At 72.6% G+C, this 14,670-nt stretch carries 11 protein-coding genes; 6 read left to right on the top strand and 5 right to left on the bottom strand.

The genetic code is table 11. From position 1 onward, the window contains the following. Positions 1 to 101: 101 nt before the first annotated feature. Positions 102 to 470 carry a helix-turn-helix domain-containing protein gene (locus K7854_RS28470; RefSeq protein ID WP_226029421.1) on the bottom strand — a complete coding sequence of 123 codons (369 nt, stop codon included), beginning with the start codon at positions 468 to 470 and terminating at the stop codon, positions 102 to 104. Next, positions 467 to 733 (bottom strand): YkoF family thiamine-binding protein, encoded by a 267-nt coding sequence (locus K7854_RS28475; RefSeq protein ID WP_226029422.1) that lies wholly within the window; start codon positions 731 to 733, stop codon positions 467 to 469. Before K7854_RS28475 ends, K7854_RS28470 begins: the two co-directional genes overlap by 4 nt. 141 nt (positions 734 to 874) lie before the next feature. Here K7854_RS28475 and K7854_RS28480 point away from each other — a divergent pair, with 141 nt between their 5' ends. The 5 genes from K7854_RS28480 to K7854_RS28500 all read left to right on the top strand — a co-directional run bounded on the left by K7854_RS28480 (position 875) and on the right by K7854_RS28500 (position 5,730). Then, entirely contained in the window at positions 875 to 1,714 is an 840-nt protein-coding gene (locus tag K7854_RS28480; protein ID WP_226029423.1) for a TIM barrel protein, read from the top strand. Positions 1,715 to 1,761: 47 nt separating this feature from the next. Next, positions 1,762 to 2,652, top strand: coding sequence for a 2-hydroxy-3-oxopropionate reductase (locus tag K7854_RS28485; protein WP_226029424.1), 891 nt, complete (start codon positions 1,762 to 1,764; stop codon positions 2,650 to 2,652). A 198-nt stretch (positions 2,653 to 2,850) separates the two neighbouring features. Next, positions 2,851 to 4,314, top strand: coding sequence for a catalase (locus K7854_RS28490; RefSeq protein WP_226029425.1), 1,464 nt, complete (start codon positions 2,851 to 2,853; stop codon positions 4,312 to 4,314). Positions 4,315 to 4,764: 450 nt separating this feature from the next. Further along, a complete protein-coding gene (locus K7854_RS28495) occupies positions 4,765 to 5,007 on the top strand; it encodes a hypothetical protein (RefSeq protein WP_226029426.1) in 243 nt (80 codons plus the stop codon). 69 nt (positions 5,008 to 5,076) lie between these two features. Then, positions 5,077 to 5,730 carry a DUF2207 domain-containing protein gene (locus tag K7854_RS28500; protein ID WP_226029427.1) on the top strand — a complete coding sequence of 218 codons (654 nt, stop codon included), beginning with the start codon at positions 5,077 to 5,079 and terminating at the stop codon, positions 5,728 to 5,730. A gap of 163 nt (positions 5,731 to 5,893) precedes the next feature. On the opposite strand, the gene gcl is transcribed toward K7854_RS28500, so the two are convergent. Beyond that, on the bottom strand, positions 5,894 to 7,678 hold the full coding sequence (gcl, locus tag K7854_RS28505) for a glyoxylate carboligase (RefSeq protein ID WP_226029428.1): 1,785 nt from the start codon (positions 7,676 to 7,678) through the stop codon (positions 5,894 to 5,896). A 147-nt stretch (positions 7,679 to 7,825) separates the two neighbouring features. Here gcl and K7854_RS28510 point away from each other — a divergent pair, with 147 nt between their 5' ends. After that, complete coding sequence (locus K7854_RS28510) at positions 7,826 to 8,512, top strand: hypothetical protein (protein WP_226029429.1); 687 nt, start codon at positions 7,826 to 7,828, stop codon at positions 8,510 to 8,512. Between the two features lie 43 nt (positions 8,513 to 8,555). On the opposite strand, the gene K7854_RS28515 is transcribed toward K7854_RS28510, so the two are convergent. Then, a complete protein-coding gene (locus K7854_RS28515) occupies positions 8,556 to 10,745 on the bottom strand; it encodes a trypsin-like serine protease (RefSeq protein ID WP_226029430.1) in 2,190 nt (729 codons plus the stop codon). Between the two features lie 291 nt (positions 10,746 to 11,036). Next, entirely contained in the window at positions 11,037 to 14,510 is a 3,474-nt protein-coding gene (locus K7854_RS28520) for an ALF repeat-containing protein (protein WP_226029431.1), read from the bottom strand. Between the last annotated feature and the right edge of the window lie 160 nt (positions 14,511 to 14,670).

Consider the following 14,670-nt stretch of genomic DNA (forward strand, 5'->3'; position numbering starts at 1 on the left):
CCTCGGAAACAACGCGTCAACACTTTGTTGAAAATTCGGTGTTACGAAAGCCGCCGCCCGGTTACCGGACGGCGGCTTCGAACGCGGAGGAACCGTGCAGGTCAGGTGCCCTTCTCGCGGTTGAGGTAGTTGTACACGGTGAAGCGGCTGACGCCGAGGGCGCTCGCGACGGTCTCCACGCCGTGCCGCACGGCGAAGGCGCCGCGCGCCTCCAGGGTCCGTACGACCTCCTGCTTGGTCCTGCGGTCCAGGTCGGCCAGGGGCCTGCCCTGGCGGCGCTCCATGGCGGCCAGGATGTGGTCCAGGGAGTCGGCGAGCTGGGGCAGGCGCACGGCGACCACGTCGGCGCCCTCCCAGGAGAGCACGACGTCCTCCAGCCCGGCCTCGTCCGGCGGCAGCAGCTCGCCGCCCATGGCGTCGACCAGGGGCTTGACCGCCGCGATGAACGGCTCCTCGGCCGGGCCGGTCACCGCTCGCCCTGCCCTTCGGCGCCCGCTGCGACCACGTTGACCTGGAGCGAGATCCGGGTGGCGCCGGCCGCCAGGGAGCGGCGCAGCAGCGCGTCCACGGCGGCGAGCACCTGGTCGGCGCCGCCCTCGGCGGTGTTGCCGAACGGGCCGACGTCCACCGCGTCCAGTTCGGCGGCCTCGACCACCTCCCGGGCCACCACCGCGTGGGCGGGCGCCTCGTCCAGGTCGAAGGGTTCGGTCGTGAACTCCACTCTCAATCGCACCCGGTCAACCTAACGCGGGGGTGACCGCTTTGCGCCGCCCCTCTTGACAAGGGCCGCGCTCCACCGGCAATCTTCCATTACGCAGAAACGAACTTCCGTAATGCGGAACATCGATCGAAACGGAAGGGAGCGCGGCACCCGATGGGATTCGCAGACCAGCGCTTCAACGTCAACCTGTCGATCCTCTTCACGGAACTCCCGCTCCTGGAGCGCCCCGCGGCCGCCGCGGCGGCCGGCTTCACCGCGGTCGAGCTGTGGTGGCCCTGGATCGACTCGCCCACCCCCGAGCAGTCCGAGCTGGACGCCCTCAAGGCGGCCATCGAGGACGCGGGCGTCCGGCTCACGGGGCTGAACTTCTACGCCGGACAGCTGCCCGGCCCCGACCGCGGCGCGCTGTCGGTCCCCGGCGAGGAGTCGGACCGCTTCCGCGCCAACATCGACGTGGCCGCCGACTTCGCGAAGTCGCTGGGCTGCACGGCGCTCAACGCCCTGTACGGCAACCGCGTGGAGGGGGTGGACCCCGCCGAGCAGGACCGGCTCGCGCTGGAGAACCTGGTCCTCGCGGCCCGCGCGGCCGACCGGATCGGCGCGATCCTGCTGATCGAGGCGCTCAACGAGCCCGAGTCGCCGAAGTACCCGCTGGTGTCGGCACCGGCCGCGATCGGGGTCGTGGACAAGGTCAACGAGGCCACCGGGCTCGGCAACGCCAAGTTCCTCATGGACCTCTACCACCTGTCCATGAACGGCGAGGACCTGCCGCAGGTGATCGACGCCTACGCCGCGAAGACCGGTCACGTCCAGATCGCCGACAACCCGGGCCGCGGCGCCCCCGGCACGGGCTCCCTCCCGCTGGAGGACCTGCTCGACCGCCTCGCGAAGGCCGGATACGACGGCTGGGTCGGCCTGGAGTACAAGCCCGGCGACGCCCCCAGCGCCCAGGCCTTCTCCTGGCTGCCGGCCGGGGCCCGCGCGGCCCGCTGAGCGCCGTCCGCAGAACTTTCCAGAGAATTGCCAGAGAGGTACCCATCATGAGCACGCTCCCCAAGGTCGCCTGGATCGGTCTCGGCATCATGGGCTCGCCCATGTCCGAGAACCTGATCAAGGCGGGTTACCAGGTCACCGGCTTCACGCTGGAGCAGGAGAAGCTGGACCGCCTGTCCGCCGCCGGCGGCACCGCGGCCGGCTCGATCGCCGAGGCCGTGCGCGACGCCGACGTGATCGTCACCATGGTGCCCGCGTCGCCGCAGGTCGAGGCCATCGCCTACGGCCCCGACGGCATCCTGGAGAACGCGAAGTCCGGCGCGCTGCTGATCGACATGTCCTCGATCACCCCGCAGACCTCGGTGGACCTCGCGAAGGCGGCGAAGGACAAGGGCGTCCGCGTCCTGGACGCCCCGGTCTCCGGCGGCGAGGCCGGCGCGATCGAGGCCGTGCTGTCCATCATGGTCGGCGGTGAGCAGGCCGACTTCGACGCGGCCAAGCCGCTGCTGGAGGCGCTCGGCAAGACCATCGTGCTGTGCGGTCCGCACGGCTCGGGCCAGACCGTGAAGGCCGCCAACCAGCTGATCGTCGCCGTGAACATCCAGGCGTGCGCCGAGGCCGTGGTCTTCCTGGAGAAGTCCGGCGTGGACCTGAAGGCCGCCCTGGACGTCCTGAACGGCGGCCTGGCCGGCTCCACCGTGCTGACGCGGAAGAAGGACAACTTCCTCGCCCGCGACTTCAAGCCGGGCTTCCGCATCGACCTGCACCACAAGGACATGGGCATCGTCACCGACGCCGCCCGCAACGTCGGCGCCGCCCTGCCGGTGGGCGCCGTGGTGGCCCAGCTGGTCGCGTCGCTGCGCACCCAGGGCGACGGCGGCCTGGACCACTCGGCCCTGCTGCGGGCCGTGGAGCGCCTCTCCGGCGCCCAGGTCTGACGGACCGCCCCGAGACCTCCGGGCGGCGCCGCCGCTGACACCTGTCATGTCGCGCCCGAGCGGCGGCGCCGCCCGGAACCCACTTCAACAAACTGTTGACGTGCCACTGTCCCAATCCTAGGCTCCACGAAGCGGAAAACAGTTTCCATCCAACTGCTTCCGCTGAACCCTCGTCTGCAAGGCCACGGAAGGTCCACGATGTCGCAGCGCGTGCTCACCACCGAGTCCGGCGCCCCGGTCGCCGACAACCAGAACTCCGCTTCCGCCGGCATCGGCGGCCCGCTCCTGATCCAGGACCAGCACCTGATCGAGAAGCTCGCCCGCTTCAACCGGGAGCGCATCCCGGAGCGCGTGGTGCACGCCCGCGGCTCCGGCGCCTACGGCCACTTCGAGGTGACCGACGACGTCACCGGCTTCACGCACGCCGACTTCCTGAGCACGGTCGGCAAGCGCACCGAGGTCTTCCTGCGCTTCTCCACCGTGGCCGACTCCCTCGGCGGCGCGGACGCGGTCCGCGACCCGCGCGGCTTCGCGGTGAAGTTCTACACCGAGGAGGGCAACTACGACCTCGTCGGCAACAACACCCCGGTGTTCTTCATCAAGGACCCGATCAAGTTCCCCGACTTCATCCACTCGCAGAAGCGCGACCCGTTCACCGGCCGTCAGGAGCCGGACAACGTCTTCGACTTCTGGGCGCACTCCCCCGAGGCCACGCACCAGGTGACCTGGCTGATGGGCGACCGCGGCATCCCGGCGTCGTACCGCCACATGGACGGCTTCGGCTCGCACACCTACCAGTGGACGAACGCCAAGGGCGAGTCCTTCTTCGTCAAGTACCACTTCAAGACCGACCAGGGCATCCGCTGCCTGACCGCCGACGAGGCGGCCAAGCTCGCGGGCGAGGACCCGACCTCGCACCAGACGGACCTGGTGCAGGCGATCGAGCGGGGCGTGTACCCGTCCTGGACCCTGCACGTGCAGCTGATGCCGGTGGCCGAGGCGGCGAACTACCGCTTCAACCCGTTCGACGTGACCAAGGTGTGGCCGCACGCCGACTACCCGCTCAAGCGGGTGGGCCGGCTGGTCCTGGACCGCAACCCGGACAACGTCTTCGCCGAGGTGGAGCAGGCCGCGTTCTCCCCGAACAACTTCGTTCCGGGCATCGGCCCCTCGCCCGACAAGATGCTCCAGGGCCGGCTGTTCGCCTACGCGGACGCCCACCGCTACCGCCTGGGCGTCAACCACACCCAGCTCGCGGTGAACGCCCCGAAGGCCGTGCCCGGCGGCGCCGCCAACTACGGCCGCGACGGCCTGATGGCGTCCAACGCGCAGGGCCGGCACGCCAAGAACTACGAGCCGAACTCCTACGACGGCCCGGCCGAGACCGGCCGCCCGCTGGCGGCGCCGCTCCCGGTGTCCGGCCACACCGGCACCCACGAGGCGCCGCTGCACACCAAGGACGACCACTTCGTGCAGGCGGGCGCGCTGTACCGGCTGATGAGCGAGGACGAGAAGCAGCGGCTGGTCGCGAACCTCGCCGGCGGTCTGTCCCAGGTCTCCCGCAACGACGTGGTGGAGAAGAACCTCGCGCACTTCCACGCGGCCGACCCCGAGTACGGCAAGCGCGTCGAGGAGGCGGTCCGCGCCCTGCGCGAGGACTGACCCGACGGCTCGCGCACGGAACCCGGCGGGGAGGCCGGGGCCGTGTGCGCGGCCCGCGCAGGCACCGAGGCGGCCCGGATGAGGGGTGACCGCCGGGTGCCGGCGCGGGCAGGGCGAGGACCGCGGCGGCCTGCGAGCCAGTGCGGTGGTGAAGGGCACGGACGCTCCTCCTACGACCTGAGGGGAGGAGCCGTTCCGGCCCGTCGCAACCGCCGCGGTCCCAGCCACCCGCCTCTCGCTGCCGAGAGGCCCCACGACCCCGTCCGGCGGCGCGAACGACCTGTCGCGCCCAGCCTCGCGCCGCCGGACGGACACCAACGGCACCACGGGGAGCACTCCCCGCCAAGAACCTTCACCGGCTGAGCAGCGCCGGATGCGGACGGTCCCGCATCCGGCGCTGCTCGGCGTTCACCGGGTGCGGATTCCCCTCCCGCGCAGCAGCCTGGAAGCATGGCTACGGCACACCCACCCGAGCGTCCGCACATCGTCGTCCACTCCCCCGCCCTGGACGGCTCCCGCCGGGTCACCTCCGGCGCGGAGACGCTGGGCGTCGCCTCGCACATCGACGACGTCGCCGAACTGCTGCGGCTGGCCGACCTCTACGTGACCGACGTGGAGGACAGCGACCTGGTCGAGTGGCAGGGCGGCGGCCCGGAGGACTGGCCCGGGCTGCACGAGCACCACGGTGGCTGAGAACGGGCGTAGGAGCCCCCGGCAGCGGGCACAACCCCGGCACAACACGGGGCGCACGGGGGTGGGGTCGTGGACGGTGTCACGGAGATCGGGTGGGAGCCGCACCAGATCGCGCTGCTGGGCGGCGGGCCGCCGGCCGCGGTCACGGTGGCGCTGGTCGCCCTGCACCTGCTGGGCGCCGTGGAGAACGGGCCGCGCCGGACGCTGATCGCCGCGGGGCCGGAGCCGGACGGGCTGGGACCGTTCGAGGGGACGCTGCTGGACTGTCTGCACGAGCCGCTCACCGCCCGTGAGCTGGTCCGGCACCCGGACGTACGCCTCGCCGTGGCGCTGACGCGGATCCCGCTCGCGGAGGACGGGCTGCTGGGGCACCCCTGGCTCCGGCCGACCCGCGGCGCCCGCCGGCGTCTGGAGCTGTGGCGGGAACGGCACCCGCTGCCGTCGGTCAGCCACGGGCTGACGGACGACGACACGCTGCTCGCGGTCGCCCTGCACGGCGATGCCGCCCTGCGCCTGCTCCTGCCGCGCTTCGCCCTGCGGACCGGGCTGACGGCCCCGGGCGCCCCGGCCGCAGGGGTGCGCTTCTCCCTGGGCCGGGGCAGGTTCCTGCGGTGGCGTGACGAGTACGAGGACTCGGTCCCGGGCGACCGGGACGGCACGGGCCCCGGGGACCACGCGGGCGGTGGCGGCTCGGGGGGCGGGGGCGGTGGCGGCTCGGACTGAGCGCGTACACATGGGGTCCGCGCACATGGGGCCCCGGCACATGGGGCCGACGCACATGAGGCCCACGCACGCGCCCACGCACATGGGGTCCGCACACACATGAGAGCGGCCCGTCCCCCCGAGGAGAGGAACGGGCCGTTCTCGGCACTCGGCGCCGGGTCCGTCAGACCTTCAGCGTCCTGACCGCGGTCGGGGCGTGCCCCGGCTCGGTGGCCACCTCCTCGAACTCCACCACGTTGGAGATGTCGTTGGTGCCCGACATGGAGATGTTGGTGACGCGCTCCAGGATCGCCTCGACGACGACCGGCACCCGGTGCTCGGCGGCCAGCTTCTTGGCCTGCTCCAGGGCGGCGCCCAGTTCGTTCGGGTCGGTCACCCGGATCGCCTTGCAGCCCAGGCCCTCGGCGACCTTGACGTGGTCGACGCCGTAGACGCCCAGCTCGGGCGAGTTGATGTTCTCGAACTCCAGGTTGACCTGGAAGTCGATGTCGAACGCCCGCTGCGCCTGGCGGATCAGGCCCAGGTAGGAGTTGTTGACCAGGACGTGCACGTAAGGGATCTTGTGCTGCGCGCCGACGGCCAGTTCCTCCAGCATGAACTGGAAGTCGTAGTCGCCGGAGAGCGCCACGACCTGGGCGTCCGGGTCGGCCTTGGCGACGCCGAGGGCGGCCGGCACGGTCCAGCCGAGCGGGCCCGCCTGGCCGCAGTTGATCCAGTGCCGCGGGCGGTAGACGTGCAGCATCTGGGCGCCGGCGATCTGCGAGAGGCCGATGGTGGAGACGTACCGGGTCTCCGGGCCGAAGGCCTTGTTCATCTCCTCGTAGACGCGCTGCGGCTTGATCGGGATGTCGTCGAAGTGGGTACGGCGCTGGAGGGTGGCCCGGCGCTCCTGCGCGGAGGCGGCCCAGGCGGAGCGGTCGGGCAGCTTCCCGGCCGTCTTCAGCTCGCGCGCGACCTCGACGAACAGCTCCAGGGCCGCCTTGGCGTCGGAGGCGATGCCGTAGTCCGGGGCGAAGATCTTGCCGATCTGGGTCGGTTCGACGTCGACGTGGACGAACTTCCGGCCGGCCGTGTAGACGTCCAGCTTGCCGGTGTGGCGGTTGGCCCAGCGGTTGCCGATGCCGAGGACGAAGTCGGACTCCAGGAAGGTCGCGTTGCCGTAGCGGTGCGAGGTCTGCAGGCCGACCATGCCGGCGTTCAGCTCGTGGTCGTCGGGCAGGATGCCCCAGCCCATCAGGGTCGGCACGACCGGGGTGCCGGTCAGCTCGGCGAACTCCACGAGCAGGTCGGCGGCGTCGGCGTTGATCACGCCGCCGCCGGCCACGATCAGCGGGCGCTCGGCGGCGTTGAGCAGGCCGATGGCCTTCTCGATCTGGGCGCGGGTGGCGGTGGGCCGGTAGACCGGGAGCGGCTCGTAGGTCTCCGGGTCGAACTCGATCTCGGTGGTCTGGACGTCGATCGGCAGGTCGATCAGGACCGGGCCGGGCCGGCCGGAGCGCATCAGGTGGAACGCCTGCTGGAAGACGCCGGGGACCTGGGCGGCCTCCAGGACGGTGACGGCCATCTTGGTGACCGGCTTGGCGATGGAGGCGATGTCGACGGCCTGGAAGTCCTCCTTGTGGATCACCGCGGTCGGCGCCTGGCCGGTGATGCACAGGATCGGGATCGAGTCGCCGGTCGCCGAGTACAGACCGGTGATCATGTCGGTGCCGGCCGGGCCCGAGGTGCCGATGCAGACGCCGATGTTGCCGGGGTGGGTGCGGGTGTATCCCTCGGCCATGTGCGAGGCGCCCTCGACGTGGCGGGCGAGGGTGTGCTGGACGCCGCCGGACGCCTTGAGCGCCGCGTAGAAGGGGTTGATCGCCGCACCGGGCACACCGAACGCGTCGGTGACGCCCTCGCGCTTGAGGATCTCAACTGCCGCTCGGGCAGCGGTCATACGAGCCATCGAGTACTCCTGATCCGGCTGTCGGATTCGCACTCCCGTCGCGCCCCGCGGTGAGCTTCTTCCGTAGCAACTTCCGTATAGCGAAATTTGTTTTCTACGATCTGGAAGTAATGTAAGTGGGCGGCCGGAGGCCGTCAAGAGAGGACCATGGGGGTCATGTCCGAGACCATCTCGGTGTGCTGCACCGCCTGCGGGCGCCGGCACCGCTACACGGCACCGTCGTACCCCTGTGCCTGCGGGGCGCCCGTCGCCCCGGAGCTGGATCCGCGCGGGGCCGCGACCGCGGTCACCCACCGGGCGTGGGACGAGGAGTGGATCGGGGTGCGCTGTGCGGCCTGCGGGGCCGAGAGCCGGTGGCCGCGGCCGGAGCTGGGCTGCCCCTGCGGGACCGTGCTGTGCGTGCCGGTGGACACCGCCGCGGCCGGCCGGTCCGGGCGGGCCCCGGGATCACGGGTCCCGGCGCACCGGGCGGTGCCGATCCGCACCGCCCGCGACGCGGTCACCGCCGCCGTGCTGTATCTGCGCGGCCTGGGCCACCGGGACGTGCGCCGCGCCGACCAGCGGCCCCTGGCCGGCATCGGGCTGGCCGCGCCCGGCATCGTCGTCCAGGTGGATCCGACGGCGGGCCCGGCCTCGGTGCGGGACGTGGAGTGCCTGTGGCTGACGGCCATGGCGGAGTCGGCGCGGGGCGTGTACTTCTCGCTCGCCGGATACGCCGGGGACGCCCGCGCCCGTGCGGACCTGCTGGACCTCGCGCTGTTCGTGCTCGACCCGTCGGGCGTGCCGCGCCCGGTGAACGCGCCGGCCGTGGCGCTGGACGCCACGGCCGGCTGAGAGGTGCGCGGTGACTACCGCGCCACGGAGAGATGTGCGGTGACTACCGCGCCACGTACCCGAAGTCGGTGCCGGAGGCGGGCAGACCGCCCTGTCCCGGCTGGTAGGCGGTGACCGCGGCGTTGGGCTCGCCGAGGGTCACGTTGGACATCGGCAGGGCGTAGAGCGCGCCGGTGGCCGTCGGACCGTAGGGCATGCCCACGTAGAGGTGGGTGCCGGTGAAGTGGATGCTGGAGCCCAGGCGCTGGTCCGCGCCCGGCGCGCCGGGGATGCCGTCGCCGTCGCCGGACTCGATCCACTTGTCGTTGGCGCCGGGCGCACCGAGCATCGAGAAGACGTGCACGGCACCGGAGGAGGCCGCCGAGCCGATCGCCTCGTCCGGGATGCCGACGGCCATCTTCATGGTCGCCTCGGTGCTCACCGCGCGCGGCGCGGTGTTGATCGCCGTCAGGGTGGCGCCGAAGTGGTCACCGGCCTCGGAGGTGCCGGAGACGTCGTCGTCAGCGGTGCCGGAGGAGTACCCGTCGAGCTGGGTGTAGGCGCCCGCGGCGGTGATCCGGAAGGTGAGGACGCTGCCCGTCTCCGCCTTGGAGACGCCGTTCACGTCCAGGGCTTCGCCCGGTGAACCGACCGCGAGGATCGACTCGTCGGCGCGCGCCGCGCCCGACGGGCGGTACGGGGCGAGGGCCAGGGCGGCGCCGAAGCGGTCGCCGGCCTCGGCACCGCCGGAGACGGTGTCCAGGTCCTGGTCGAGACCGAACAGCGGGGTGGGCCGCTTCTCGCTGTTCAGCGTGTGCGAGAAGACCGCGAGGTTGCCGGCGGCGGCATCCGCGCCGATGGCCTCGTCGGGCGCTCCGATGGCGAGGTGGTTGGCGTCGGCGGCGAGCACGGCGCCGAAGCCGTCGTTCGCCTCGACGGCCCCGGGCACGTCCAGCCGGTCCTGGTGGATGCCCACGTTGGTGCCGCCCCGGACGTAGTAGACCTGGCCCGCCTTGGCGGCGGAGCCAAGGCTCTCGCCCGGCACGCCGATGGCGAGGAACGGCTCACCGGCGGCGGTGGTGCCGGCCGCGAGCGCCTGGCCCATCAGGTCGCCGGTCTCCGACGCGGAGGCGCCGATGGTCCCGCCTCCGGCACCCTGCTCGAAGTGGGTGGCCTTGGTCGCCGAGGTGCCGAGACCGCCCCGGCCGCCGTACAGGATGTCGACCATGCCCGCGTCGACGGCCTCGCCCAGGTTCTCGCGCGGAGTGCCGACCGCGAGGTCGCTGCAGCCGTCCTCGTCGTAGTCGACGACGGCCAGCGAGGTGCCGAACTGGTCGTTGCCCTCGGAGCTGCCCGGGACCCAGTCGAGGTCCTGGGTGATCTCGGCGGTGCCCTTGCCGCCGCCGTAGACGACCCTCACCAGGCCCGCCTTGGCGTGCGTGTCGACGTCCGCCATCGGGTCACCGACGGCGACGTCCTCCACGCCGTCGCAGTTGAAGTCGGTGATCCGGTTGGCTCCGGCCTCGGACGCCACCCAGGAGCCCAGGTCGTCGACGCGGGCGACCACGCCGCCGGTGCGGGTCTCGGCGGCGTCGATGCCGAAGCAACCGCCTTGGTAGGAGCGGCTGCTCAGGGCGGCCAGCCGCTGGGTGCCGTCCACGGTGCGCACCAGCGGGCCGCCGGTGTCGCCCATGCACGCGGCCGCGCCGTCCTGGCCCGTCACCGTCGCGGTGGTGGCCTCGGCGGCGTCCACCGAGAAGGACCCGGTGTGCAGCTTCGACGGCACCCACTCGGACGCGCTGCGGCCGTACCCGGCGAGCGTCAGCTGCTCACCGGCGGTGGGGGCGGTGGTGGCCAGGGCGAGCGGGGTGACATCGGTGACCGGGCGGTTCAGCCGGGCCAGGACCACGTCACGGTCGGTGCGCGGCACCAGCTCCACGACCGTGCGGACCGCGCCCCCCGTGCCGTCGAGGTCGGCGCGGCCGATGGTCGCGGTGGTGGCCAGGGCGGGCTTGCCCGGGGGCACGGCGAGGCTCTCGGCGGGGCTGTCGGCGAAGCAACTGGCGGCGGTGAGCAGCCACTCGGTGTCGACCAGGACGCCGGAGCAGCCGCGGTCGTGGTCGCCGATCACCAGTTGGGCGGTGTACGCGTGAGTGGTGTCGGAGTCGGCCACGGCGGGGCCGGTGACGGCGGACGCCGGTGACGCCGTCATGAGTGCGGAGCCCGCGGTCAGGGAAATCGCGAGTGCGGCCATGCGCAGGGATCGGGGGTGACCCACGGGTCTTGTGCGGTGCACGAACAGCTCCTCAGGTTCAACTGCGGCGACGGCGTCGGCCGCAAGGTGGCGATGCTCGCCCTTGCTCGGTGGATTGCCGGACCGGCCCGTCCGGCGGGGACCGGCCGCGGTCGGTCCGGGGTGTCGGTGCCCACGGCCCGGACGGCCCCGGTGCTCAGCGGCACGACGCTCGCCGAGACCCCGTGAGCTGGGACGCTGATGGGGTCTCGACGAGGGTGCGGGTGTCACGGAAGAAGACGTTCCGGGCGCCTAGAAGATGGAGTTCCAGCCGTCGGAGATCGCGCCCCCGATGTCCGACGCCACGTCGCCGACCGTGTCCCACGAGGTGGTGCCGAAGGTGATCGCCGACCCCACGAGTTCGTGGCCGATCCGCGAGGCGGTCACGGCACCGCTCTTGAGGCCCTGGGACGCGTCCTCGAGGATCTGGGACACGCCCTTGATGTCGATCTTCCCCAGGTACGGGATCTGCTTGGCGAACTTGAGGCCGCCGCACATGGCGCCGACGGCCAGGCCGCCGACGGACTGCAGGAACGCCTCCGGCCCGTCGGTGAAGCCGGTGATGACGGCCGATCCGATGCCGGTGACCCAGGAGACGGTGCCGGCCACGCCGGCGATCGCCTCACCGGCGGGCGGCGGAATGAGCAGGGAGAACGCGGCCACGGTTCCGGAGACACCGCTGACGACGTTGAGCACCTGGGCGGTCTTCTGCCAGCCCGAGGCGCCGTCGTCCGAGTCCTCGGACCCGCGGGCGGAGTTGACGACGTCGTTGTCGGCGTTGTCGGCCGGGTCGATGCCGCTCTCCTTGCGCGCCTTCGCACGCTCGGCGGCGGCGCGTGCGGCGGCGGCGTCTTCCTGCCGCTTCTTCTCGGTGTAGATCTGGCGGGCCTCGGAGGCCGCCTGGGCGGCGGCGTTCTTGTCCTGCTCGGCCTCGAGCGCGGACTGGGCGGCGGCGTTGGCCGAGGCCTGGGCCTGCGCGGAGTACTGTGCCGCGGCGGAGGCGGAGGCCATCGCCTGGTTCGCGGAGTAGTTCGCCTGCCGTGCCATGCGGCGGGCGGAAACGGCCGCGCTCTTGGCCTTGTTGGCCGACTCCTGCGCGGCCTGCGCGGACTCTTCGGCGTCGTCCGCGTGTCCGTCGGCCTCGATGGCGTAGGTGTTGGCCTTGTCGGCCGAAGCCTTCGCCTTGTCCGCCCAGGTCTGTGCCTCGTCGGCCGCGTCGCGGGCCTCGGCCGCGGCCTTGGAGGCCTCGTAGGCGTCCTTCTGCGCGTCCTGTGCGATCTTCGCGGCCCGGGCGATGGTCGAGCGGATGGCCGCGATGTGCGCGGCGTTGTCGTAGTCGAGCTGGGCGGCGCTGTGCTGCACCGTGGTGATGAAGTCGCGGCGCATCCAGGTGGTCCCCTCAAGGGCCACCTGGGCTGCCGCGGCGGTGTAGGGACCCGCGTCGTTGAGGATGGTGAGGATGGTGGCCCGGTCGTCCAGGGCCGCCTTGTCGGGGAGGTCCGTGAAGAACGCGTGCAGTGCCGCGGGGGAGCCGTCGTCCAGGGCTGCCTGCGCCGCGTCCTTGACGGCCTTGCCCGGGTTGTCGCCCAGGATCCGGAGGATGTCGACCCTTCGGTCCTGGGCGGCGGCCTCGTGGATGCCGGTGGTCAGGAAGTTCCGCACGGACTGCGGGTCGCTGTCCTCGATCGCGTCCGCGGCGGCGTTGGCGACCGCCTCGGTGGACACCTGCGCCAGGGCGAGGGCCGTTTCGCTGTCGTCCTGGCGCTGCGCGATCTGCCGGTCGGTGGAGACCCAGGTGAGGACGTCCTCGTCCTGTCCCGCCAGGGCGTACTCGGCGGCGGCCCGCGTCCAGGTGCCTATGGTGGTGGAGATCAGGTTCACCGCGGCCTTGCGGCCGTTGACCAGGGCCGCGGCGGTGTCCCCGGCGGCGTACGCCTCCTCGGCCCGGCTGATGAGGTCCTTGGTCTCGGCGTCCAGCCGGTCGGCCTCCGTCGCCGCGTTGCGGGCCGCTTCCCGGTCCTGGGCCTCGGCGGCCGCCATCTCCCGGGCCTCGGCCAGGGACTGCTCGGTGTCGTGCGCCAGCTTCTCCGCCTCCGCCTCGCGGGCGGCCGCCTCGACGGCCCTGGCGTCCTCGACCGCCTTCGCCGCCAGCTCGGCGGCCGCGACCGACTCACTGGCCCAGGCCTTCGCCTTGTTGGCGTAGTCGTCCGCCTGGCCGGCGGCATCCGCGGCCGCGTCCGCCGCGGCGGCCGCCTTCTCGGCGTGGTCGGCCGCCGAGTCGGCCGCCTTCCGGGCGGCCGTCGCCGCGCTCGCCGCCGTGTTCGCCAACGACTGGGCCCGGTTCGCGGCCTTGGTGGCACGGGCCGCCTGCGCGTCGGCCTCGGCTGCCGCCGCCTTCGCCACGGCGGCTTCCGACTGGGCCACGCCCGAGGCCTGGGCCGCCACCGCGGCCTGCTGGGCCGCCGCCGCGGAGTCCCGCGCGGTGGCGGCAGCCGAGATGCCGGCCGCCGCCGCCTGCTGAGTGGCGGTCTGCGCGGCGGCCAGGGCCTGCGCCGCCTTACGGGCCTTGGCGGCCGCGTTGCGCGCTCCCTCGGCAGCCAGCCGGGCGGCCTTGGTCTGGGAGGCGTCCCGCGCCGCGGCCACGGCTGCCGAGTAGGCGAGGGAGGCGGCCCGGCCGGCCGTGGCCGCCGCCTGGGCGGCAGCGGTGGCGGCGAACGAGGATCGGCGGGCGGCGTTGTGCGCCGCGGCGGAGGCCTGAACGGCGGTGCGGGCGGCGGAGGCCGCGCCCTGGGCGGCATTGGCGGCCTTGCGCGCCGCAGCGGCGGACTTGGCGACGTCCTCACGGGCCGCGGCCGCCTCCGCGGCGGCCGTCAGCGCCGCCTCCTTCGCCTTGGCCGCCGCCTCCTTGGCCTTGTCCGAGGCGGCGACCGCGCGGTCGGAGGTGACCTGGGCCCGCTTGCCCTCGCGTTCCACGATCGCCACCAGCTGATCGACGGTGGCGGTCTCCTCGTCCCGGGCACGCGCGATGTACTGACCGATGGCGAGGAACCAGTGGATGGCCGAGGGGGTGCCGTCGTCCAGGGCGCGCTGTGCGTACTTCGCCACCTCCGGGGAGGCGTTGGCGAGGATGGTGAACACCTCGACCCGCTCGTCCGTGTTCCGGGCGGTGAACTGGGTGTCGAGCAGGAAGACCGAGAGGGCGTCGCTGCTTCCGTCGTTGAGCGCCGTCTGGGCGGCGTTCTTGAGGCCCCTGCCGGCGCTGTTCTGGATGCTCAGCGTGTTGAAACGCAGGTCCTGGAGCTCGGCGGTCCTGAACCCTCCGTCCAGGAAGGCGGCGACGGCCTCGTCGCCGGCCTCCAGTGCCGCGGCGGAGGCCGTGGCCATGCCCCGGCCGGAGAGGGCCATGGCGCCGAGCAGGGCCCGGCGGTTGTCCTCGGCGGTCGCCTTCGCCAGCCCCTGGGACAGGAAGCCGTCGACGTCCGTGGCGGAACCGGCGAGGGCCTGGGCTCCGGTCAGCTTGACCGTGGGGCCACCGACCTTCCAGGCGGTGACGGCCCTGGCGCGGGCGGTGTCGGGCAGTTCGGGAAGCTTCGGCAGGTCGTCCACGGACGAGGCGCTGGTGGCGGCGAGAGCGCGGGACGGGGCGGCGAGAGGGATTGCGGTCGCCGCAGTGGCTGCGCCGAGCACAGTGAGGACGCGACGTCTGCTCCAGTAGGTGGTGTCCATGAAATCCCCTCGATATGAAGCCCGGTCGGCAGCACAGGGCGGCGGACGACCGCCGGGCATGCCGACCGGGCATTTCTCTGTCCGGACCGGTGCGCACTGAAACTAAGCGACGCGCACGTATGGAATGACATCCGGGGAGAAACGTAGAAGAGCAAGCATG

The organism is Streptomyces hyderabadensis, assembly GCF_020404845.1.
Classification (GTDB): Bacteria; Actinomycetota; Actinomycetes; order Streptomycetales; family Streptomycetaceae; genus Streptomyces; species Streptomyces hyderabadensis.

What these genes read in the sequence shown, in the direction of transcription:
- K7854_RS28480 (WP_226029423.1), top strand. Translation starts at nt 875, where the DNA reads ATGGGATTCGCAGACCAGCGCTTCAACGTCAACCTGTCGATCCTCTTC.
- K7854_RS28485 (WP_226029424.1), top strand. Translation starts at nt 1,762, where the DNA reads ATGAGCACGCTCCCCAAGGTCGCCTGGATCGGTCTCGGCATCATGGGC.
- K7854_RS28490 (WP_226029425.1), top strand. Translation starts at nt 2,851, where the DNA reads ATGTCGCAGCGCGTGCTCACCACCGAGTCCGGCGCCCCGGTCGCCGAC.
- K7854_RS28495 (WP_226029426.1), top strand. Translation starts at nt 4,765, where the DNA reads ATGGCTACGGCACACCCACCCGAGCGTCCGCACATCGTCGTCCACTCC.
- gcl (WP_226029428.1), bottom strand. Translation starts at nt 7,678, where the DNA reads ATGGCTCGTATGACCGCTGCCCGAGCGGCAGTTGAGATCCTCAAGCGC.
- K7854_RS28510 (WP_226029429.1), top strand. Translation starts at nt 7,826, where the DNA reads ATGGGGGTCATGTCCGAGACCATCTCGGTGTGCTGCACCGCCTGCGGG.
- K7854_RS28515 (WP_226029430.1), bottom strand. Translation starts at nt 10,745, where the DNA reads ATGGCCGCACTCGCGATTTCCCTGACCGCGGGCTCCGCACTCATGACG.
- K7854_RS28520 (WP_226029431.1), bottom strand. Translation starts at nt 14,510, where the DNA reads ATGGACACCACCTACTGGAGCAGACGTCGCGTCCTCACTGTGCTCGGC.